The following is a 22,463-nucleotide window of genomic DNA, read 5'->3' on the forward strand; positions in this document are numbered from 1 at the left end:
CGCGCAACTCCCCTGCACCCTTGCGTTATTCTGCTGGTATGCGAATGCTATGCGGGTGAATAGTGTGGGGCGATATGGCAAGACCGGTTAAATTCCGCGTGCGTGACGGCATCGCAATCGTCACCCTTGATCGCCCGCCCGTAAACGCGCTTGACGCGGCAACGCGCGCCGGATTGGGCGCGGTTTTTTCCCGCATTCCCGAACGTGCAGATGTGTCAGCGGTGCTGCTGGTCGCCACGGGGGATTTGTTTTCGGCAGGGGCCGATATCTCCGAATTTGGCCGCCCCGCGACAAATGCGCCGACGCTGGCGCAGATTTGCACACAGATCGAAGACAGCGCCGTGCCTGTCGTGGTGGGCATACAAGGGCGTGCGCTAGGGGGTGGCGCCGAACTGGCACTGGCCGCGCACTACCGTGTGGGCGACGCGACAGCAATGATCGGCCTGCCCGAAGTGACGCTGGGCCTGATCCCGGGCGCGGGCGGCACACAGCGCCTACCGCGCCTGATCGGGGCCGAAGCTGCGTTAAACATGATGATCACCGCACAATCGGCCGATGCGGGTCTGGCGCAACGGTTCGGGCTTCTGGATGCGATTGTCGATGCCCCTGTCATCGATGGCGCCTATGCCTTTGCCAAGGCGCTGGTGGCTGCCGGAAAGGGGCCGCGCCCCACGTCAGACCGCCGCCAGCATATGGCCGACGGTCGCGCCTATATGGCTATCGTTGCCAAGGCGCGCGCCGCGTTGGCGGATAACCCCCAATACGCGCCGCACCGGATTATCGACTGCGTCGAAGGCGCGGCGCTGCTGCCGTTTGCGGCCGGACTGGCACAAGAGGCAGACGCCTTTGAAAGCTGCCTGCGCCATCCGCAATCGGTGGCCTTTCGCCATATTTTCATTGCCGAGCGTCGCGCCACGCCGCTGTTCCTGACCCGCGAAGGGGCCAGCTTCAAACCGGTTGATCCTGCGGGCATGGCGATCCTCAATCGTTTGCGCCCCGTCTGGCACGGTGCCGCCGAGGCGTTGGTCAATGATGATCTCAGCCAGGATGACATCGGTCGCATCATGGTCGATTACGGTTTTCGCAAAGGCCCGTTCGGGGTGCGCGACGGCGGCGGGCCAGTGGACAAGGCGGGCTATGTGCAACAGGCCATGATCGGTGCATTGATGGCCGAAGGGGCGCGCATTGTCGAAAGCGGTCTGGCCCGCACTGCCGCCGATGTGGATGCGATCGCCGTGCATGCCATGGGCTTTCCGCGCCGTCACGGGGGGCCGATGCGCGCCGCCCAAAGCATAGGATTGCTGCATCTATGCCGCGTGCTCGCCCCCTTGGCCGAAAGCAACGCGATGTGGCAGATACCGGCGCTGCTGGATGAAGCGATCAAATATGCGGATGGTTTTGATGCCTTGCCCGCGCGCGAATTTACCCCAGCATAATCCCGACGATCACGCACATCAGCCCGATCACCGACAGGAACAATGCGCCCAGGTTCAGCGGCAAGACCGCCTGCACCCGCGCGCGCAGCTCGGCGTCATCCAGCCCGGCGCGTTTGGCTTTTGACACTTTGACAACCGACGCAAGGATGCCAACCAAACCCAGCACCGAAATGCCCGCACCGCCCCAGATCAGCCAGTCCATGTGTCGCTCCGTTTGTAAACTGGCGCTGCCCTAGCGGCTGGCGTGCGCATTTGCAAGCGCGCGACCCTTGCGGCGCGTCAGGCGCGCGGGTAGGGAAGGGGCCACAATCCCGTTTGCACAAAGGCCGCCCTTATGTCCGATTCCACCGATACCAGCTACCGCGTCACCGCCGATGAACTGCGCCAGTTTGTCGAACGCATGGAGCGTCTGGACGCCGAGAAAAAGGACATCGCCGAGCAGCAAAAAGAGGTCATGGCCGAGGCCAAGGGCCGTGGCTACGACACCAAGGTGCTGCGCAAGGTGATCGCGCTTCGCAAGCGTGACCAGAACGATATCGCCGAAGAAGAAGCGGTATTGGACATGTATAAAGAAGCGTTGGGTATGTAGCCCTACAAGGTCACATCGCCCCTGATCAGGATGCTGGTGTGGCCGCCGATCCGCATGTTTTTGTCGGCGTCCTGCGCCACATGCACACGCCCTTTTCGCCCGATGCAGGTGCCTTGTGCGACCACATAAGGCGTGTCTGCGCGCCCCTGGTCCTGCATCCAATGGGCCAGCGCGGCGTTCAGTGATCCGGTGATCGGGTCTTCTTTCAGTTCCGCGAACATCGAAAACATCCGCACCTCGTAATCCGTGTCCGCGCCCGCGTCCTGCGCACCGATCAGACCAACCGAAAGGGGCGGCACCGGTGTGATTGCGCTTGCGTCAAGACCGGTCAGATCGCTGGCGCTTTCCATTTCGATGACGTGCCAGACCGGTCCGTTATCCAGAACCGCGTGGCGCAGAATGCGCGCGGGATCAAGGTTCAGGCCGCCTGCGATGTCGCTTAGAATGTTCGCTGGCATCGGCGCGATTGCCGTAGGTGGGGCAATAAACGCGGGCGTATCCCCCGTCAGGTCAATCGTCACCAGCCCGACACCGCATTGCTGCGTGATCTTGCCGGCCGCACGTGGCGTGTGCCCCGCCGCCAACCAGCAGGCCGCTGATCCAAGGGTGGGATGGCCGGCAAAGGGCAGTTCGCGCGCGGTTGTGAAAATGCGCAACAGATAATCGGCATGTGCATCCGTTGCGGGGCAGACAAACGTGGTTTCCGCCAGATTGGTCCAGCGCGCGAATGCCTGCATCTGATCATCGGACAGCCCCGTGCCATCCAGCACGACAGCCAACCCGTTTCCGCCCGTGGGATGGGTGCTGAACACATCGCATTGCATGAAAGGACGGATCATGGCGCGATGAAATTCACACCCGACATGCGGGCGATTTCAAACACATCGTCCTCGTAGATCTGGGTCAATTCATCCATCAGTTCGGCGGTCCAGCCGGGCAGGTCGATCTCTTCCTCGATCTCGTCATCAAGGGCGTATTTGTCCAGAAACGCCGCAATGATCCGGCGTTTTTGCACTTCGGTCTGGGGCGGGTGCGATTTGAGGTAGCTGACAAAGCGCTTCATGCCTTCCGCACTCATGATCGCATTCAGCAGGTCAAACCCGCCGGTGATCTTGGTCAGCGGGTCAACGCCGGATATTTCACGGATCAGCTGCGCCCAGATCAGCGGCGTATCTTCGTTGCACCAGACGGTCAGCGGCATTTCCGGCGCGATGGCCTGAATGCGGTGCACCACATTGGACCAAAGAATGTCGCGCGGGTCCATCCCGTTCAGAAATTCGGCCAGGGTCGCGCCTTTGACCTTTTGAAAGACCGCCGGCACGAACGTTGCCGGATCGCGCAGGGCCAGATGCAATTCGATTTCGTCACCGGGAAACAGTTTGCGCAGGCGGGTGATCTTCATTTCGATCAGTTCAAAGAAATTGCCGTTGTCGAAAATCCGGCGCGGCACGCAGATGAAATCCGCGTGGCTCATCACAAGGCGGCTGGCGCTGTCCTCGTCCAGGATTGCATCAAGCAGGATGTCGCGGGTATCGGGGGCCGGATCACTGTCGCCAAGGTTCTGGATGGTTTCACGCAACAGGCGGCGGTATTTGCCGGGGCCGGGCACCTTGATCCCCTGCTGGGAAAAGGCGTCGGCGTTCTTGAGCAGAGATTTCAAAAGCCGCTCGCCGTCCGTGCAACTGGCTCCGATGTGATAGGCAATCTGCAAGGTTGGCCCGCCATTGTGCGTGAGTGTGGTCGGGCGCATTATAGGGGCTTTTCTGGACAGCGAAACCGCAATCGGGTAACGCCCGTCATATGTCCGAGTCTTCTGGTCAGATAAGCGCCGTCAAATGGCCCCGCCTGCGGTTCAGTCCGTGGTCGCTCGGGGCGTTGGTGATCGCTGTGCTGGTGGTCCTGCCGATCATCGCGGTGATCTGGTTCGCCCTGACACCGGACGACAATATCTGGCCGCATCTGATGTCCACGACCCTGCCGCGCTACCTGCGCAATTCGCTGATCCTGATGGCGGGGACGGGGGTCTTGACGGCCGCCGTGGGCACGGGGGCTGCATGGCTGGTGGTGATGTATCGCTTTCCGGGGCGGCAGTGGTTGCAGTGGGCATTGTTGATGCCGCTGGCTGTGCCCGCCTATGTCGGTGCTTATGCGCTAGTGGATTTTCTGGAATTTGCAGGGCCGGTGCAAACCATGCTGCGTGACGTTACGGGCTGGCAATCGGCTCAGGACTACTGGTTTCCGGCGATCCGCACGCGCACGGCCGCGGTGCTGGTGCTAAGCGCCTCGCTTTACCCTTATGTTTACATCCTTGCCCGCGCGGCGTTTCGCGAACAATCGGGTGCGGGTTATGACGTGGCGCGCGCGCTGGGTGTGGGTGCATGGGGGCGGTTTTGGCGGGTTGGCTTGCCGCTGGCCCGCCCCGCGATTGCCGCAGGCGTGGCCGTGGTGATGATGGAAACGGTCAATGATTTCGGCACTGTGGATTATTTTGCGGTGCAGACGCTGACGACGGGGATCTTTTCGGTCTGGCTGCAAAGCGGCAATCTGGGCGGCGCTGCGCAGATCGCCACCTGTGTGCTGGCGCTTGTGGTTCTGCTGGTCACGCTCGAGAAATTCAGCCGCCGCAAAAGCCGCTTTTTCGGCACCGCGCGCGGGCCGCGCCCGATTGAAGGGCAACAGTTGCGCGGCGGCGTGGCCTGGGCGGCAACGCTGGCTTGTGTCCTGCCATTTGCGATAGGGTTCCTGCTGCCGGTCGGGGTGCTGTTGGAACATGCCACAGACGCGCGCGAATGGGCCGCGCCGGGGCTGTTGCGCGCGCTGGCCCATACCTTGGGTGTGGGCGGCATTGCGGCGGTGCTGACGGTCGCTGGCGGCGTGTTCATGGTTTACGGTGTGCGCCTGTCGGGGCGGCGCTTGCCCGCTTTGCTGATGCCGGTCACGGCGATCGGATATGCGGCCCCCGGCGCGGTGCTGGCGCTGGGCATCCTGATCCCGCTGGCGGCATTTGACAACGCGCTGGCCGACACGATCCTGAACATCACCGGCTACGATCCGGGGTTGATCTTTACCGGCACGGCGGCGGCCTTGTGTCTGGCCTATGTGGTGCGGTTCTTTGCGATTGCCCAAGGCACGGCGGATGCCGCCCTTGGCCGCGTATCGCCCAGCTTGCCGATGGCCGCGCGCTCATTGGGGCGCACGGCGGGGGGGACGCTGCGGGCGGTGCATATCCCGCTGGTGCGTGCTTCGGTCGGGTCGGCCCTGTTGCTGGTGTTCGTCGATTGCGTCAAGGAACTGCCCGCAACCCTGCTGCTGCGCCCGTTCAATTACAACACGCTGGCGACGCGCGTGCACGAAAAGGCCAGCCTTGAAAACATCGCCGAGGCCGCCCCCGCAGCCCTGATGATCACGCTTGTGGGGCTGGCGGCTGTGGCATTGCTGGCACGGGCTAACCGTTAAAAAGGGAAAAGTCGGGTATTTCCGACTTTGGTCCGGATTTTCAATGTGCTAATCCACGCATAATTAACGATTAGCCCGCGCTGACAGCGCCTGTTTCAGATGAGGTCCAAATGCCTGACATTCCCGGAGATGCAACGACAACCGCAACAATTACAGTTGGCGGTTCCGTCAGTGATACCCTTGAAACCGCGGGCGATTGGGACTGGTTTGCGATCACGCTGTCTGCGGGCGAAACCATCCAGATCAACCTGGATGCGTCGGGCGCAAATCCGCTCGATGACCCCTATGTGCGGATCTATGACGGGTTGGGGTCGCAGCTTGATGTGGACAACGACAGCGGGCCGGGCGTGAATTCCGAACTGGTCTTTACCGCCACGGTCGCAGGCACCTACTACATCGAAGCGGGCTCGTATTTTGACAGCTACGATGGCGACTATACCCTTTCGGTGATTGCCGCCGTGCCGCCGCCGCCCGCGTCAATCCTGCCGGGTCTGGAATGGGGCAGTTTTGTCGATGACGGTGCGGGCAACCCCGTCTCCTCGATCAGCTATTATTTTGCCCCCACGGGCGTGGCCTTTGACGGGATCACGTCGCAGGGGTTCAACGCCTATGAAATAACCCAGTTCGAAGCGGCATTCGACATGATCGCCGCCGTCACCGGTCTGACGTTCTCGGAATCGGGCACAGCCGCAGGCACCGACTTCCAGCTTGTCGCGTCCAACAACGCCGACATCGGCGGGTTCCTGGGGTACTTCAATCCGCCCGGTGAAGTGAACGAAGGCGTGGGGGTCTTCAACATTGATGCATGGGACCGCACAAGTGGCGGTTCGACCGATCCGGGTGGTTTCGACTTTGTCACCATCGTGCACGAAGTGCTGCACGGGCTTGGCATGGCGCACCCCCATGATGGCGGCGGAACCTCTGACATCTTCAACGGTGTAAGCGGACCATTCGGCGATTATGGCGACTTTGACCTGAACCAGGGCATCTTCACGACGATGTCCTACAACACCGGCTTTTTTACCGGCACGGCGGGCAGCAGCGGCGACACCGGCAACGACTGGGGCTACGAAGCGGGGCCGATGGCGCTTGATATCGCCGTGCTTCAGGCGCTTTACGGGGCTAATACCACAACAGCGGCCGGCAACGACACCTATGTTCTGCCCGATGCGAATGTGGCTGGCACCTTCTGGACGTCGATCTGGGATACCGGCGGCATCGACGAAATCACATATAGCGGCACCAAGGACATCGAGATCATTCTTCTGGAAGCGACCCTGCTTTATGAAATGGGCGGCGGTGGCTATGTCTCGGCGGCAGACGGGGTCGCAGGTGGCTATACAATCGCCAACGGCGCGGTGATCGAGAACGCAACCGGCAGTTCAGGTGAAGACCTGCTTGTGGGCAATGACGTCAAGAACTTCCTGACGGGCAATGGCGGCGCCGATGAATTCTGGGGCCTTGGCGGCAATGACAACATCCAGGGCGGCGCGGGGGCTGACTCCATTCAGGCCGGCACGGGCGACGATATCGTTGATGGCGGAAGCGACGACGATTCCATCTTTGGCGAAGAAGGCGATGACGTGATCCGTGGACAGGGCGGAACCGACTGGATCGTTGGCGGCGCAGGCGAAGATGATATTTCCGGCGGGATCGGCAATGACAACATCTTTGGCGCGGACGATGACGATGTGATCCGCGGGCAGGGCAACAACGACACCATCTATGGTGAACAGGGCGACGACACGATCTATGGCGGGTCGGGCAATGACACAATCGAGGGCGGGATCGAAAACGACCGCCTGTTCGGTCAAGGCAACAACGACACGCTGTTTGGTGGTGACGGCGACGACTTCCTGTCAGGCGCGGCGGGAAGCGACAACCTTTCCGGCGGCGCAGACGACGACACCATAAACGGCGGTGCGGGGGCCGATATCCTGAACGGCGGCGCGGGCTTTGATCTGCTCAATGGCGGAACCCAAGGCGACACGTTTGTCTTTGTGGCTGGCAACGATATCGACCAGGTTGGCGGCTATGAACAGGGTCTGGACACGATCGAGATCAGCACCTCCCTGTTCACCGCGGGCCTGAGCGCGCAGCAAGTCGTGGACACCTACGGGTCGATCAACGCAACCGGCACGATCATCACGCTGGACTTTGGCGCGGATGAACTTGTGCTGGTGAACGGTGGCGGGCTGAACATCGCGACCCTTGGCGCGGATATCCAGTTTATCTAGACCGGCAAAAAATGACGCACGCGCAGGCGCAAAAGGGCTTGCGCGCGCCGCGCCGCTTGGGTAGCAACGCGCGCAGTGCCCCTATAGCTCAGCTGGTAGAGCAACTGATTTGTAATCAGTAGGTCCGCGGTTCGAGTCCGTGTGGGGGCACCATAAAATCAATGACTTAGCGGAAATAGGCTTCATCTACCGTTGCTAGTGTACGGCGTGTGTAGGGTGTTGGATAGAGATTTTGAGGATATGAGTACCTGAGAAAACCAACGAAGTTTTTCGAACCTAGATGATGATCTCGCGTGATTATTTCACCTAAAACTATTGAACTAAAACACACGCCGGGTCGCTTAGGAGTCGTTAGGGGACCGCTTTGCCGTACTCGGCGGCAGCGGAGTCTCGCTGCATCATATACAAATGGCCGCGATGCGTGATGAAGTCGACCTTCGCTGCTCTAGCGATATCGAACTCAAAGCCTTGCGAAAGCTGACGTTGAAAAATAGGGGCGAGGAATTTTCACGAATGAATTTATGTTGTTGAATGCCGTTCTCAATATATAGTGCCTAGGCAACAGCAACCTCCAGCATGTAGAAAATTCAATATGCAACTTGATCCCTTCGTCCCAGTAGAGCCGGAGACCAATTTCACTACCTCTGGGCCACCAGACGCAGTCTGCGCCTTCTGATGCCTGCATCGGATTTGGTTGCTATCTCGATCGAAGGCGTTTCAGAGTCTGAAACCAGTGAATCAAGTGGTGAGAGCGGCGAGGAAGTAATAGACGTCGCTGAGTATTTTGGAAGCGAAGAGCTCTCCAAGCACAACAAAGTGACGTATCTCCAGCTCAAGCACTCGACCTTGAAAACAGGGAAATCTTGGGTACTAGGCGACCTAAACAAAACATTGGTGGGCTTCTACAAGAGGTACTATGCGTTCCTGTCAGGCATTGCGGATCCGGAAAAGCAGTCAGTAGAGTTTGTGTTTCTGACCAACCGGCCTGTTGCGGACTGGGTTCACAGTTTGCTGGACAGGACCAAATCAAGAAAACTTTTGCCGACCGACACCGAGTAGTGGCAGCAAATTAAACGGTACCTTTCGGCGGATGATGAAGCCGCATACGATTTCCTTCGGCATTTCAATATTTTCGATACGACCGATGGGTACTGGGAACAGCGGAACATCTTGCACCAGGAATTGACAGGCTATCTTCCTGGTCCAGACCAAAACGCAGCGGACCAACTGCTGCTTTTGGTAACCAAAAAGGCACTTCCCGAAAGCTCAAGAAATCCGTCCATTAGAAAGCAAGATGTCCTTCGTGCTCTGAAGGCCGACGAAGAGCAACTCTTCCCTGCGCCATGTCTTATCGAACAGGCAGCTGAACTACTTGCTCGAGAGCAAGAAGATGAATTCGTCGATGCTATCTTGAGTAAGCGCCATGATCCAATCATAATTCACGCTGGTGGCGGCGTCGGAAAAACTGCGATGGCCCATAGGGTGTCGAACCGGCTGCAAGACGAATGTGAAGTCGTGCTGAACGATAGTTTTGGAAACGGCGGATACCGAAGCACAATCAGCCCCAGACACCGACACGAAGTTGCATGCTGTCAGATAGCCAACGAATTGGCCACAAAAGGTTTGTGTCACCCACTTATCCCATCAAACCTCGCAAATGCGGCGGATTACTTGAGAGCCTTCAATCGCTGCCTGACCCAGGCAATGGAAGTACTGGTCGTCGAAAATGCACACGCCAAAATCGTCATTATAATCGACGCTGCCGACAATGCGCAGATGGCAGCACAAGAGTGTGATGAACGAACGAGTTTTCCTCGTGATCTATTGAGGCAGAGCCTGCCCAAGGGCGTTGTTTTGGTATGCTTGGACCTGTCGCGGTTTGATGCCGCTCCTTTGATAGCATTTACTGCACCAAAGGAGACTGACTATGGGACTGAAACGGACGGATGAATTTCGCCACGATGGAGTGCGGATCGCGTTGACCAGTGGGCTAACGCGCAAGCAGGTGGCTGATGATTTAGGTGTCGGGATGTCGACACTGAACAAATGGATCACTGCGCATCGAGGGACGAACGTGGTTTCGAAAGAGGATTTGAGCTTCGCTCAAGAGAATGACCGACTTCGACGAGAGAACCGTCTTCTCAAGGAGGAGAGGGAAATTCTAAAAAAGGCCACCCGGTTCTTTGCGGGCCTAAAGCAATGAGATTTAGGTTTGTTGAAGAACACAGAGCCAGCTTCCCGACCAACCGGTTGTGTAATGTCGTTGGCGTTAGCACGCGCGGTTTGAGGACATTTCGAAATCGGCCAGCCAGCCGACGGTAGCGGTCTGATCTGGTCACGCTCGCGCACAACAAAGAACAGTCACGTCTCAGTTTGGGCAGTTACGGTCGGCCACGTATGACGGAAGAGCTGAAAGAGATTGGCCTGAATGTTGGTCACCGTCGCGTGGGCCGACTGATGCGCCAGAACGGCATATCCGCTGTCAGAACACGGAAACATAAGGTCACGACGAATAGCGACCAAAAGTTCAACATCGCGCCTAATCTGTTAGATCGGAACTTCACATCATGCCAGCCATACCAGAAATGGGCTGGAGACATCAGCTATGTGTGGACAACTGAAGGATGGATGTATCTGGCCGTGATCCTCGATCTGCATTCACGGCGTGTCATCGGCTGGGCGGTCGCGAACCGGATGAAACGGGGCCTGGCGATCCGGGCGTTGAACATGGCGATTGCGTTCCGAACACCGCCCAAGAGATGCATTCATCATACGGATCGCGAGTTGCAATACTGCTCTCACGACTATCAAAAGATCCTGCGCCAGCATGGGTTCAAAGCAACCATGAGCGGCAAAGGTAATTGCTATGACAATGCGGCGGTCGAGACGTTCTTCAAAACCATCAAGGCTGAACTGATCTGGCGCAGATCATGGGAAACACGGCGGCAGGCTGAGATGGCCATCGTCGAATACATCAATGGGTTCTACAATCCGCGTCGCCGCCACTCAGCACTGGGCTGGAAAAGCCCCGTCGCCTTCGAACGAAAGGTGGCTAAACGAGCACCTGGGGCGGCACTAAAGCGCGACAGGTCCACCTCGCGCGCACGGTGACTTTACGAGTTCTTAACCCACGCGTAGAAGCCGCTGAGATGAATACTGAGGCGACGGCACATCCAACGGGCTGCGAATAGCGGACGGTGCATAGCAATGCAGGCGTATTTCTTCTTGCATCCTTTGCGAAACACGCGGCCGTTTTCTAGGATATCGCGTTCCTCCGTCATCCGCGCTAGCTCACGCTTAAGCCTGTGGTTCTCGGCCTCGTAGTCCACAGATGAAGCCCGTGACGGAACCTTCGAATTGAGCTTCATACATTTGTATAGCGAGTGTGTATGACGCCCAACCGCTCTGACACCTCACGAACCGGATACCCGCGCAACGTAATTTGATGCACAGCATCCCGTTTGAATCTTAACTGAAAATTTGCTTCCCCATAATGGCCTCCTAGCCTCAAAATTAGGGCGCAAAGCGTCTACAAATCTAGGGGCACCTCACAGATATCTCGCACAACCGTTTCGACTTCTACATCAACTGATATCTCAAAAAAGAGCGGGGTTAGCAAAATCCCAATAAGCAAGAACCATCCCATATTATATCTCCGTACAATCTAGAGAAGCGTGACGAAAAGTCAGACCCATTTTTGCTACGAATGAAGTTCGTCGCAAGAGGTAGCAGCGAAGCATCAGTCGCAACCAAATTAGGCCAATACTTTGAAGCGGCGGCTCAACGACATGTTGGCCGATGCGTCCTTAGTAGGCAAGTAAAACGCATCGACGCAAGTTGAAGTGAGAGAGCTTCATTCCAAGGCTGATTGGCGACTGTCTGTTTCATCTTCCACTTTGTGTGGTGACCATGAGTCCGACAAACTCTCTTAGCAATCAACGCTATTTGGACTCACAGGCGCAGACGTTAGACAGCGTACGCTAGCGATGCAGCACACTTAGCCAACCAAGCTCGTAAAGTGGAAAATGGGCTAATCAACCATTTACTATATGCGCTCGCTCCAGCTATGAGAGCAGCTCATTCAATTGATAACAAAGGCTTCCGATTGAGGAATAACCTCTATCAAAACGGGATCAAAACTAGCCGAAGTTACACCATGCAGCAAAACTGACTGCGCTCCAACCAATCCGATTCCTGCACCCATCGGCTGAAACTGAATATTCAGCCCTGCGGGCATATCCGTTAACACAACGTCAAAGAGATTGATCCCGTTCGTTGTGATTGCCAACAACTCGGTCTCTGAATAGCCGCTTTCGCTGTTCAAGACTAAGACGAGATTGTCCTCATCTGGATCGAAGTCGGTAACAGTTGGGCTCAATTCAGTTTCAGCACCGCCTACGTCATCCGACATGAACAACTCAATAGTGTCAGCCCCCTCACCCAGAGTGATTGTTGCACTTCCAGTTGTCCGGACGAGATCGTCACCTGCGCCACCAAAAATGCTGTCGTGATCGCGATCAGCCGTGTCCGTTATTATGTCAGTGCCAACTCCGCCGTAGAGAATATCCTCGCCGCCCCCCCCATCTAGGACGTCAGCGCCTTGCCCCCCCAGCAACAAGTCATCTCCTTGCCCGCCGAACAAAAAGTCTTCGCCATTGCCACCATCAATCGAATCCGAACCCGCACCGCCATACACGTCATCAGAACCATAGCCACCCAGGATGGTGTCATTGCCCTCACCGCCAAAAACCTCGTCGGCACCATAATCCCCCTGAAGATAGTCATTGCCAGAATCTCCCAATAATGTGTCGTTGTCATGGCCGCCGCTCAGGTAATCGCTTCCGAAGCCACCTCCCAGTACGTCGTTGCCTGGTCCGCCATTCATGGTGTCGTCACCTTCTCCGCCTCGCAACTCATCGTCTCCTGATCCGCTTTCCAGCGTGTCGTCACCGGCACCTCCAAACAACGTGTCGTTCCCGGCACCGCCAACTTCAGAGTCCTCTCCCGGCCCTCCCCACAATTGATCATCGCCTGAGCCACCGTCGATCTTGTCCTCTCCCGAAAGGCCAAACAACTCGTCGTCGTCAGGTCCACCTCTAACGCTGTCGTTACCCGAGCCGCCAAATAAGCGATCATCACCGCGGCCACCGTCTAGGCCGTCACTTCCATCACCACCATATAGCCTGTCGTCGCCGTCATTGCCCCACAAGTTATCGTCACCGGAACCTCCGAATGCAGTATCGTCTCCCGCAAGTAGCCTAAAGTCGTCATCCCCTTCTTCACCTACCAAAGTGTCAGAGAAAAATGTCCCAAGCAGAGTGTTGTCTCCAGACAAGTCCTCTGTCGGTTCTGGCGTGGGGTCTACCTCAGATTCTCGCCTGTCACCTGTGTCGCCCCATGTTGAAAACACCAACCCTAGCAAAGCTAGTGACAACATAATTTCCCCAAAATACGGCATCAATTCTCACCAATTCGACTACAGTTACGACGCACAACCTAGGGAAGCTCTTGTTGAAAAGCAAAGGCAACTAAAGACTTAATAGTTCGTTGGGCGCTGAAACGGCTTCGAAGCCAAGCTTGGCGCGAAAACAAAGCAACAGTGCTCTCACGCTTCGCCAACTACATTCGCTCGGTGTCTCAACTGTAGCGTTAGTTTTTCATTAACTATGTCGTACCACCTTAGCCAGCGGGAACAGGGACGAATTGAATCAACGGGAAAGGCATAGAATTTGGCACGAGATCACATAAACGAGCACCCAATGCTTTGCATCAGCAGAGACATGGTTAGGGTGGCACACGACAACAAATGTCCACAGTTTGCAAAATTGCTGGAGCAAGCTTTGGAAACCCTGGAGCGCGAGATTTGGGCAAAACCGCCAACGTTTGTTTACCGAAATTGAACACTTCAATTGCCAAATATTTGTCCGTACTTCTTGCTTAACTGCAGGCATGTACAGACACGACAATTGTGCCTGAGCTCAGTGTTGCGCAGAAACTAGCACTAGTTCCAAATTCGCACGCGTTCTAGTCCTCTGAGCTTTTCCAAGTCGCTTTGGTAGCTCAAATCAAACAATTCTCTTGTTTGAGAGTCGAGACCGAGAGCGTTGGCTTCAGCGCTGCTATGGTGTGGACTGAAATGCTGCGTAACCACTCGAAGTTCAGCGTCAGGTAGGTGTTTACCGCGATAGTCTGCTCTATGGAGGAGCCCTTTCAACAGCTTGCGGCCGATTGGATCTGCCATATGAAATGCCAAATGATACTCATTGTTTAGTCGATCGGGGAAACTGAGTCCTGAAACCAGTTCGAGAATTGGGGCCAAGCGGTATGGCACGACTGTACGCGGAATGATTTCAATCGATATTGACGGCATCCGCTGACTAATATTTTTTACAAGTTCGCTCCACGAAAACTCATAGAGATCGGCCCAATCCGTCGCCTTTATTGCTTTGTTGAGTTGTTCGTTTTCAAAGCTGAGAAGTAGTTCGTGGATTGGCATGATTTCAATCATCAATACAACATGCCAAGTCGGGAACGCGGTGGCCAATGCAGTACATTTTTTTGTGGCTTGGGGGTAAACATCCCCTTTATCTAGGACATTGGGCGGACTAGCCCAAGCGTGTTGGTTTGAGATAAATACTCTACTTGAGCCATGCGAGACACCAAGAGCCTCAAGCACCTTAGTTTCGCCTGCAAAGTGCTTACCAGACATCAGTTCACGAAGGACAGGCTTGTGGACTTTTTCAACAGGGCAAGTTAGGCCGCTTTTCGAGTTAATCTCGGGGTTTCGACGCAGAACCAGTTCCAACGCAGGGCCAAGGTTCCCACGCGCGCCTAGATGTAAGAAAATTCGCTTGTCGTTGCTCATGATCAGAATTTCCGACCTCTGTTTCTCGTGCATTAACAGAGGCGGTATGCAAGATGCAATGATAGACAACAGCGGCCCGTTGGTTGAATATCTTAAAAAACTGCGTGACCGGAGGCAGCAAATGCAAACACGACTTATACTAGAAGTAGATGGTGAAGAACTAATGCGCCACACGCGAGACCTACCAATTGATCAGGTCGGTCGACTTGATGACGCAGTGAGACTAGTTATTGAACGCAGTTTGGCTGCTGCTTTGTCGAGGGTGGCAGTAGAACTGACCCAAAGTAAAACTGAATTGCCGGTTTCACAGGCCGCTGTAATCTCTGCCTTGGCACTTGAGGCCGACGCCTATCTCAATCAGATGCTTGATAGTATCAAACTGCTTCGAGGAGTCGCAGAAGGGCAGATAAACCCTTATGAAACACGGTATGCAGATCTCGCGCATGACGTAGATGCTGGGTCTGATTTCAGCTGATACTCTGAGGTATTTTCTGGTCTTCAAACAATCTCGAACCAACTTTCCGTCGCTAAGAAATCAAATCCAGCGACACCGAGGATTTGGATTGCATCGCCGTCGCCAAAATCGAGATTCAGTGACTGACCGTAGTCCTCGAGTGTTCCAAAAGTCTCGATCAATTCTGCGCTTGTGAGGTTTGAGCCGTTGGTGAGGTTTTGATCAAGCTGAATGCGGTCGGCACCATGGCCGAAATCTGAAACAATATCGTGATCATCACCCTTCATGAAGACAAACGTGTCGGCTCCGGCACCTCCGGAAAGAGTATCGTTGCCGCCACGCCCATGAAGGGTGTCAGCACCGGCACGACCGGAAATGTCGTTATCCAGAGAATTACCGTACAATTGGTCGGCAAAATTTGATCCGATCAGGTTCTCGATGCTAACGAACGTGTCACCAGCCGCGTTGCCGGTATTGTGCGCCGCGTTTTTGAGATCCGCAATGACACCGCTCCACGCAGTCCAGTAGGCAGCGGTATCTGTGCCCGATCCACCGCTCAGCAAATCAGATCCGTCGCCGCCAATCAAAATGTCATCGCCGCTGCCACCGAACAATCTATCATCGCCTTGGCGGCCATTTAGTTTGTCATCGCCTTGACTGCCGCTAAGCTTGTTTGAGTCGGTGTCGCCGCGCAGCACATCATTGTATTTTGACCCCAAGATGTTCTCAATACCAACAAGAATATCGCCCTTTGCGTCGCCAATGTTAGTGCTTTGATTAACAAGGTCGACGATTACCCGCCAGTATGCAGTTTGATAGGCAGCAGTATCGACACCGTTGCCGCCAATAACATGGTCCGCTCCCTTGCCGCCAACCAGAAAATCCCAACCGTCACCACCATCGAGAACGTCATTGCCATTGCGCCCATTCATCTTATCACTGCCAGCGCCGCCGACCAAGTAGTTGCTCGCATGATTTCCGAAGAGCTGATCAGAAAACTCCGATCCTTCAAGGTTTTCTATCGAGTGGTAGACGTCCATTGCTGCCCCGCCAGCGTTATTATTCAAGCCCATTATGTCCGCGACGATGCCTTGTGATACCGCTTGATACGAAACCATGTCCTTGCCACCACCTCCAAAGAACTCATCGCCACCGCCGTGGCCTACCAGCCTGTTGTCAAGATCATTGCCAAGAATCCAATCCCAACCGGCGGTTCCAAACAAATCTACTTGATCTGCTTCGCCGACAACTTCGTTTGCAATTTCAAATTTTACATGCAGCACGTTCGTAGGGTGAGAGCGTGACCCCAAGAACACTTCCATCAAGGATTTGCTCAAAACTGATGTCGGTCCACGTTGGTGTCAAATCCGCCTCATTCCAGTACTGAAGACCAGTTTGACCGCCGTACTGCCCATCAGCGTTGCTTCTATCCACTGACAAGATTTGCGCCGAAAGGAGTTGCAGCGGTGTTCCCAGCACTGACAGGTCCAGCTCACCATTCCAACCGCTTTGGTCTATCGAAGAAACGTAAATATCTATGTCTGTTTCACCCGAATAGCCTTGGGCTCGGATGGCATCGGGCAGGCCAGACAATGTAAGGACCGCATCACCAAGTGTATGTTCAGTCAAACTGGCAAAAACCTCTCCTGCAACCATAATGTCTCCGGCCGCATTGGCGATGCTCGTCGGGTGGTATTGAGCAGACCAAAAGGAAAGCATATCGACCCCATTGACGAGGAAGGAGTTGAACATTTCGAGCATTAGGCCCGCCTGCTCAAGTCCATGGCTAGCGAAAGACTTATGTAGCACATTCCACTCGGAGACCATTAGCTCAAGATCGCTGCCACTTGCCTCCCCCCAGAATTCCATGATCCCGACTGAGTCCTCTATGGCATTCATCAAATTTGCGAACGTGTCAAACCCATTTTGGTCGGCAAGCAAGTCATCTCGGAAGTAGAAGTGGCCCACAATTCCGTCGATCACTGAAAACTCGTCTGCAGTGTATTCATCGAATTGATTTTGTGTGCGTTCAAGAAGTTCTTCAAGGCTGGTATGGCCTGTAACGCTCTGGACCCAAGATTGAATGAAGATGTCAGGTTGCTCGATTCCTGAATAGGCCTCGTGGTCGTTGTAAAACTGCTCGATCACGTCATCGACAATCGTCGCGATGTCCCCCGACAATCTGCCGTACTCAGCAGCGGTCATGTAGCCCTCGTATTCGTTCCCCAACTCAAATGCACTGATTGGGTTGGGAAAACTGGTTTCAAGCACATCCAGAATGAAGCTACGGATAGCTTCTTCGTGCTGGGAATCAAAGGCGCGTTGGCCATAAGGCACATCATCAGTCAAGAACTGCGCGACCGGGATCACAATTACGGCTTGAGCATCGACATCGCTGCAAAACGAGAGGAAGTCGTTTAGTGGCGTGAGCGATTTTGTTTGCCCGTTGTCATCAGTGTATGTCGAAGCGTTGGGATTCGTAATGTCAAAGATAGTTTCAACGCTTGCGCCTCCTGGGTAACGAATGGTCTTGAGGCCAGTATACTCGATAAGGTCATCAAACTTTTCCCATGGCTTGTCCCCAATCGCTTCAAACTCAAAGACGTGGTTAAGGCCGAAATGGTCTTCTGTAACAAAGACTCCACTATTCTCTTCAATGGTGATTTGCGCGACCGTAGACATCGTTTGAAACCCTCCTGCTGAATGGTAAGTTCAGTTAAAGCGGTTCATGTGTCTTCGGCGGTGCAAGAATCTGGCAGCAAGGCGACTATTAGAGAAAATACTATTAGATTGTGGACCTATAGGCTCGGCATAAATTTCCTAGCCGCTTGAAACACTTGCGTCAGGTTGACCTGAAATAAAATGTCTTTTTGTTTGCCATTACCATCCTTCTAAAAGTGTGCTAACTTTAGGGGCACTCAGTATTCATGTGAGCGAAATGCTACCTTTTGAACTTTTCTTGCTTTTCGGATTCGCCGGATTGATACTTTCAATGCCTGGAACCAACGATAATGACCAGCCGACAGAAGCGTATCCGCAAGTTGATGATTGCGTTGACACCCCTGATGCCGAAGCTGTTGATCTGAGCAACGTCGTCGATGCAGTCGAGTTTTGGAAAGCTGGGAGCGCGACCGACGAAGACTGGGATCGGCAAGTTCAAGCAGTGATCTACAGTGACATTGAAGGAAACGAAGTGCTAGTATCGCTGGACGAATTTGAGCCAACGCAGACGGAAGACAGGTTTGAGTACGACACAACCGATGGGACAACAATTGTCCTGGATGTTTTGGGGAATGGAAATGCCCCGCCAAACTACGGAGTTGCAAACTTTAAGTACTTGCAAGTCGGCCTTCTAGGTGGCGATGAAGGAGGCAGCGCTAGCGGCTCCGTTTCGCTAGTTAACGGTGCCGGGGAAATCATCGAACCTGGTGTCAACAGCCCTGCTACTCAAGTAATCAGCAGCTACTTCTATGGTGGTGACGGTGATGACATCATCAACTTAGCTTGCTTGGAAGACAAATGGCCTGGTGGGTCACGAGATGTAGGCGGTGGCGAAGGCAATGATCTTATCTCGCTTGACGCAAGCGGCTCTAGTGTCAACTTTGTTAGTGTTAACGGCGACGCAGGATTTGAGGACGTCGTCTTAGTTGATGTTCTGGCTGACGAAGGGGAATACCCTCCAAGTTGGTGGTTAGCGACTATGGACCCATCAGACACACTAGTTTTAAACTTGCCAGAAGGTGCTCCAGAGGCTTTCGATGTCGAACCAGGATACGAAAGTTTAACTAACAATGGAACATACAGCTCCTACCATTACATCACTATCAATGGGTATAGCTTTGGGATCAATTTGTCCGGAGCTGCTGAAGCAGGAGCTTCGCCTAACATCGTGATTCAGCGTGTATAGTGTGTTGCCTGAAGACTGACATTGATGCGTTTTTTTCCACCAGCATCGCAAACGTGTTCAGCTTAACAGCCAAAGTTGCATTCGCATGACGAACCACTTGACCATAGGCAACTTTAGCGTACAGCGGTCCCGGAAGACGCTAAAGCGATCCGATTTCCGGTCAGCAACAAACTAGGTAATAATTGACCGGTATCGTGGAACCGCCGCCGCATCTGCGTTGGCGAGGTCAATAGCTTTCCATGCATTCCGCGTGCGTTGATATAGCTTCTTGTCACCCGCATAAACTTCATTGATGCGATTGCGCAGCTTCGGGGTAAGAATACTGTTCTTTTGAGCCTTCTTTGGTGACTCGTTTCTTTCCGATGTTCCTAACAAGTCTTCTATCCCTGGAACGATCCCGGACAAAAGAACCCTGAGATGAACCGTTAAGTCTTCGACCAAAAGCAGCTTTAGGTTGCATTTTTCCAAGATGTTCTTTCGATACATCTGCGGTGTCCAATGCGCTTCTTTAGGGAGATCAACCTCGTCGGACAGGTTGTCGCCGAGCCAGTCAATGAGAATGGCAATGTTCTTGCGATGCTCCTCCGCGCCTTGTGGAGTGCTAATCAGTCCTCTCTTTGCCTCCAAAGTTGTTGCAAGGGGAACGTAATTCTTACGTCCGGGCCCAACTACTTTGTCGAAATATAGCGACAGAAACCGATCGATCGGCTTGCGCACGACCGTAAACGCATGTTCTTCATGGGCGATGTCGACGGGAGTGAGGTTCAGATCACTGGCTCGCGCGAAACGCTCATCATCATCATGAACCCTGATAGGAGCATCGTGCGATTGGCCATGTTGAAGTCGCCAAAGCACGTTCTTAACGTAGGTGCAACCGCACTTCGGGATCACTAAGTAGCGAATAGGAAAACCGTCAACTACAAAAAGCCGTTGAGATATTTTGTTCGGCTCGGGAATGGCGATCTCCGAAGTAGCTTTAGTTGAAGTGGCTTGAACTGACTTGTTTGCCATCAAAGGAGCCTCCGCTCGTTACTCGTTTAACACAAACTGCACTTTGCGAAATCGCTAGTCAACGCGTCGCATCATACTGGCGTTCCCACGCTTCAAGAGACTGCCCCGTCGCAGAGTGGCACTCTTGTTTTGGTGAGGGAAGCTCACGTTAGGGATTGATACATCTAAGAAATCGCAAAGTTCATGCCATCCATCGCCTTTGTCCCATGAAACGTCAAGCAAATGGTCAGTCAATCCCTGTTTCACAAAGTAATCTCGGACGTTCCTGTTATGTTGCTCGTAAAGCTCAAGGTAGTGTTCCTCCACACCAACGGGGCTCGCAAACCCAAAAATTCGCGTTCTGATCGAACGGGCAGCTTCGTCGTCATGCCGATTGGCATGGTTTTTGATGCTGTTTAGCCATGCTACGGAATCTCGCCTCGTCGTCAGGATGTACTTTGCTTTGTCGCCGTAATGGTCAAGTAATTGATCCATCATCAAGGGCCATGGCCAGTCAGACAAGCAATCAAATCCTTCGGCAATCGAAAGCAGTTCGTCAAACCGTCCTCGTGCAAAAAGATCAAAGTTTGCTGGGAGCCAGTGTTGCGAATTGTAGCCAAGCTGAAGCAAAGCATAGTGTAGGGACTGCGTGCCTGTCTTGTTCAGCCCGATACCAAAAATCTTCAATGTCTCGTCTCCAGGATATACTTCGACAACACTATCGGTTGATCCTAAACAAGCCATTTACCTAGCTGGAAACTGCACAAATTTCCATGGCCCTCAAGTGTGGCATTGCATTTCCCCCTCAGGTTGTGGTGGTTTGCAACTCGTATGCAGCCCAAACTCAACTTAAAAGTCCGCCCGCATTCGTAGTGGCGGGCGCTCGATCTCCTTCAGCTCGAGGTGGTTTTTGACAACGCTCGAACTCCAAATGCACCATGTTACGAACCAATGGTTGCCATATGGTGAGCGGAGGTCCGCTCAGCGGTCAGTTCGTTAGGCATTCGTTAAGGGTTCTTAACGAAACTTGACGCAACGTAATAGTTTGGGGACTAACATGGAAAACAAAGAATTAGTTGAGCGTACATTGAAAGCGATTTCTGAAGCCGACCGGCTAGGTTTTACCAACACCCGTGATGCCCTAATTGAAATTGCACACAAATTGTTCGCAACGGATCAATCGATAGATGCTGGATCTGTATTGGCCTGGAAGGCGCTAGACTTCTGCGCGCATTGACAATTCAGTTCGAATTCCGGCTCATCTTTATCAAACTGTGGTGCCTCGTTTATAAACTGGTAACCTTTTCAACCCTAGATAGAAAGACGCAACAGGGATGGGGAAATTATGTCGGAACACGAGTGGATTCTTTCGGTACTAGAAGATCTAGGAACCTACGCGCAACGCAACAATTTGCCTGCGCTCGGGATGACTATCAAACAGGCGCGACGGATAGCCAAACATGAGATTTGTGAAGCTAAAGAACACTGCCCGTCCCGCCGTTGTGTCAAATCAGAATCTTTCGCGCCCTTACAAGGCCAACTAAGAAAGACATAAGGAAACACGAGCATGAGGTGAAGCAGCGATTTTCGAGATGCCTACCGCTGCTTAAAAGCTACAATGAACCATAAACCGTCCGCTGTTCAAACACTCAAGTCTAACCCAAAGGTTCTGACGTCAGTGAACATCCCCCGGATTTGTAAACGCTTTGCCCCCTAACTGAATATTTCTTGGTCATTCCGAATTCCGTCAACAAGCGTTCCTTGTCTCCGATTGCGGCCTATAACCTTTCTCGGATCGACAGGGTGAAGGAGTACACCTTTTTTTCAGCAAAATCTGCGGCTTAACTCCTCAATGGGCTCAAACATGAGGGGGATTATTTGCTTTTTTGGAGGAGTTTCATCATTCTGAAAGCATTGAATGCCTCCTGTCATAATCCATTAGAACTAGAGGGTTTTGGGTATGCACTGATTATCTAAAGCGTAGTGAACCTCGCATCATGCTTTTTCAAAATTTTCGGTTGCATACAGCCGAAAGCGGGCTTTGTATGCGGGACCTGCATGGGAGACCTACTTAAATGGCCGAGTTACTTCTCGTTTGTGGTTTATGCATGATGCCAGTGGCCCAATTGACGTATTCCTCGTCAAAGATTGAATCTGCGAGCCCGCGGTGGACAAGCCATTGATGGCAAAACTTGAGATTAGGCTGACCGGTCAACCACTCGAACACCTCATCTAGGCGATATAGGCATTTGGTTCCTTTACGCACCGTACGAAACCTTGGGCCTTGGTTTCGAACCCGCCAGTTGCCCAAGGTTTGCATCGAGATCGAGAGGCGCTCGGATAGTTCTTTGGTTGTCAGATACTCCCAGACTGGACGAGGGTGTTCGATGGCCCCCTTGGTCAAGGCATCTATTTTACTGAGTAGTATGTCACGGTATCTGACGGTTGTAGTGTAGGCAGTGTCGGCTTTTTTCATTCTCTTCTCAGTTTTTATCAGAATATCTGAGCAGGAAGTAAGTATGTCGACAT

Annotated in this window: 19 protein-coding genes, 1 tRNA gene and 2 pseudogenes; 11 read left to right on the forward strand and 11 right to left on the reverse strand. The window is 53.9% G+C overall.

The window, feature by feature from the left end:
• Nucleotides 1-74 precede the first annotated feature (74 nt).
• Nucleotides 75-1,436 (forward strand): enoyl-CoA hydratase-related protein, encoded by a 1,362-nt coding sequence (locus SJY21_RS00205; RefSeq protein ID WP_377504494.1) that lies wholly within the window; start codon nucleotides 75-77, stop codon nucleotides 1,434-1,436.
• Here the strand turns inward: SJY21_RS00205 and SJY21_RS00210 are convergent.
• Nucleotides 1,423-1,638, reverse strand: a complete 216-nt coding sequence (locus tag SJY21_RS00210) for a hypothetical protein (RefSeq protein ID WP_377504497.1) — start codon at nucleotides 1,636-1,638, stop codon at nucleotides 1,423-1,425. The genes SJY21_RS00205 and SJY21_RS00210 overlap by 14 nt on opposite strands.
• Before the next feature lie 132 nt (nucleotides 1,639-1,770).
• On the opposite strand from SJY21_RS00210, the gene SJY21_RS00215 reads away from it, so the two are divergent.
• Nucleotides 1,771-2,025 carry a DUF2312 domain-containing protein gene (locus SJY21_RS00215; RefSeq protein WP_377504500.1) on the forward strand — a complete coding sequence of 85 codons (255 nt, stop codon included), beginning with the start codon at nucleotides 1,771-1,773 and terminating at the stop codon, nucleotides 2,023-2,025.
• Between the two features lie 2 nt (nucleotides 2,026-2,027).
• Here SJY21_RS00215 and SJY21_RS00220 read toward each other — a convergent pair whose 3' ends face one another.
• On the reverse strand, nucleotides 2,028-2,864 hold the full coding sequence (locus SJY21_RS00220; protein WP_377504503.1) for a PhzF family phenazine biosynthesis protein: 837 nt from the start codon (nucleotides 2,862-2,864) through the stop codon (nucleotides 2,028-2,030).
• Complete coding sequence (locus tag SJY21_RS00225; RefSeq protein WP_377504506.1) at nucleotides 2,861-3,775, reverse strand: hypothetical protein; 915 nt, start codon at nucleotides 3,773-3,775, stop codon at nucleotides 2,861-2,863. Before SJY21_RS00225 ends, SJY21_RS00220 begins: the two co-directional genes overlap by 4 nt.
• Nucleotides 3,776-3,825: 50 nt before the next feature.
• Between SJY21_RS00225 and SJY21_RS00230 the strand changes: the two genes are divergently transcribed.
• The 6 genes and pseudogenes from SJY21_RS00230 to SJY21_RS00255 all read left to right on the forward strand — a co-directional run bounded on the left by SJY21_RS00230 (nucleotide 3,826) and on the right by SJY21_RS00255 (nucleotide 10,829).
• The gene (locus SJY21_RS00230) at nucleotides 3,826-5,481 is read left to right on the forward strand and encodes an ABC transporter permease (protein WP_377504509.1); all 1,656 of its coding nucleotides are present in this window, start codon (nucleotides 3,826-3,828) and stop codon (nucleotides 5,479-5,481) included.
• Nucleotides 5,482-5,591: 110 nt separating this feature from the next.
• Nucleotides 5,592-7,718, forward strand: a complete 2,127-nt coding sequence (locus SJY21_RS00235) for a pre-peptidase C-terminal domain-containing protein (RefSeq protein ID WP_377504512.1) — start codon at nucleotides 5,592-5,594, stop codon at nucleotides 7,716-7,718.
• A 77-nt stretch (nucleotides 7,719-7,795) separates the two neighbouring features.
• Nucleotides 7,796-7,871, forward strand: a tRNA-Thr gene (locus tag SJY21_RS00240).
• Nucleotides 7,872-8,393: 522 nt separating this feature from the next.
• On the forward strand, nucleotides 8,394-8,777 hold the full coding sequence (locus tag SJY21_RS00245) for a hypothetical protein (protein WP_377504515.1): 384 nt from the start codon (nucleotides 8,394-8,396) through the stop codon (nucleotides 8,775-8,777).
• Nucleotides 8,778-8,900: 123 nt separating this feature from the next.
• Nucleotides 8,901-9,668, forward strand: coding sequence for a hypothetical protein (locus SJY21_RS00250; RefSeq protein WP_377504518.1), 768 nt, complete (start codon nucleotides 8,901-8,903; stop codon nucleotides 9,666-9,668).
• Nucleotides 9,646-10,829: pseudogene (locus SJY21_RS00255) on the forward strand (IS3 family transposase). Before SJY21_RS00250 ends, SJY21_RS00255 begins: the two are co-directional and overlap by 23 nt.
• A gap of 5 nt (nucleotides 10,830-10,834) precedes the next feature.
• Here the strand turns inward: SJY21_RS00255 and SJY21_RS00260 are convergent.
• From SJY21_RS00260 to SJY21_RS00270, 3 genes and pseudogenes are all read right to left on the reverse strand, one after another.
• Nucleotides 10,835-11,229 (reverse strand): annotated as a pseudogene (locus SJY21_RS00260) (transposase); the annotation flags it as partial.
• 570 nt (nucleotides 11,230-11,799) lie between these two features.
• The gene (locus SJY21_RS00265; protein ID WP_377504521.1) at nucleotides 11,800-13,053 is read right to left on the reverse strand and encodes a calcium-binding protein; all 1,254 of its coding nucleotides are present in this window, start codon (nucleotides 13,051-13,053) and stop codon (nucleotides 11,800-11,802) included.
• A gap of 666 nt (nucleotides 13,054-13,719) precedes the next feature.
• On the reverse strand, nucleotides 13,720-14,583 hold the full coding sequence (locus SJY21_RS00270) for a hypothetical protein (RefSeq protein WP_377504524.1): 864 nt from the start codon (nucleotides 14,581-14,583) through the stop codon (nucleotides 13,720-13,722).
• A 46-nt stretch (nucleotides 14,584-14,629) separates the two neighbouring features.
• On the opposite strand from SJY21_RS00270, the gene SJY21_RS00275 reads away from it, so the two are divergent.
• On the forward strand, nucleotides 14,630-15,058 hold the full coding sequence (locus SJY21_RS00275; RefSeq protein WP_377504527.1) for a hypothetical protein: 429 nt from the start codon (nucleotides 14,630-14,632) through the stop codon (nucleotides 15,056-15,058).
• 23 nt (nucleotides 15,059-15,081) lie between these two features.
• Here SJY21_RS00275 and SJY21_RS00280 read toward each other — a convergent pair whose 3' ends face one another.
• Nucleotides 15,082-16,320, reverse strand: a complete 1,239-nt coding sequence (locus SJY21_RS00280) for a calcium-binding protein (RefSeq protein ID WP_377504529.1) — start codon at nucleotides 16,318-16,320, stop codon at nucleotides 15,082-15,084.
• Nucleotides 16,301-17,719 (reverse strand): hypothetical protein, encoded by a 1,419-nt coding sequence (locus SJY21_RS00285; protein ID WP_377504532.1) that lies wholly within the window; start codon nucleotides 17,717-17,719, stop codon nucleotides 16,301-16,303. The genes SJY21_RS00280 and SJY21_RS00285 overlap by 20 nt, the downstream gene beginning before the upstream one ends.
• Before the next feature lie 247 nt (nucleotides 17,720-17,966).
• On the opposite strand from SJY21_RS00285, the gene SJY21_RS00290 reads away from it, so the two are divergent.
• Nucleotides 17,967-18,944, forward strand: a complete 978-nt coding sequence (locus SJY21_RS00290; protein ID WP_377504535.1) for a hypothetical protein — start codon at nucleotides 17,967-17,969, stop codon at nucleotides 18,942-18,944.
• A gap of 171 nt (nucleotides 18,945-19,115) precedes the next feature.
• Here SJY21_RS00290 and SJY21_RS00295 read toward each other — a convergent pair whose 3' ends face one another.
• Complete coding sequence (locus tag SJY21_RS00295; RefSeq protein ID WP_377504538.1) at nucleotides 19,116-19,955, reverse strand: sulfotransferase family 2 domain-containing protein; 840 nt, start codon at nucleotides 19,953-19,955, stop codon at nucleotides 19,116-19,118.
• Between the two features lie 54 nt (nucleotides 19,956-20,009).
• Nucleotides 20,010-20,621, reverse strand: a complete 612-nt coding sequence (locus SJY21_RS00300) for a sulfotransferase family protein (RefSeq protein ID WP_377504541.1) — start codon at nucleotides 20,619-20,621, stop codon at nucleotides 20,010-20,012.
• A 370-nt stretch (nucleotides 20,622-20,991) separates the two neighbouring features.
• Between SJY21_RS00300 and SJY21_RS00305 the strand changes: the two genes are divergently transcribed.
• A complete protein-coding gene (locus SJY21_RS00305; RefSeq protein ID WP_377504544.1) occupies nucleotides 20,992-21,171 on the forward strand; it encodes a hypothetical protein in 180 nt (59 codons plus the stop codon).
• 834 nt (nucleotides 21,172-22,005) lie between these two features.
• On the opposite strand, the gene SJY21_RS00310 is transcribed toward SJY21_RS00305, so the two are convergent.
• Nucleotides 22,006-22,410, reverse strand: coding sequence for a helix-turn-helix domain-containing protein (locus tag SJY21_RS00310; protein WP_377504547.1), 405 nt, complete (start codon nucleotides 22,408-22,410; stop codon nucleotides 22,006-22,008).
• Nucleotides 22,411-22,463: the final 53 nt, after the last annotated feature.

It is taken from the genome of Octadecabacter sp. R77987, assembly GCF_042466115.1.
Taxonomy (GTDB): Bacteria; Pseudomonadota; Alphaproteobacteria; order Rhodobacterales; family Rhodobacteraceae; genus SW4.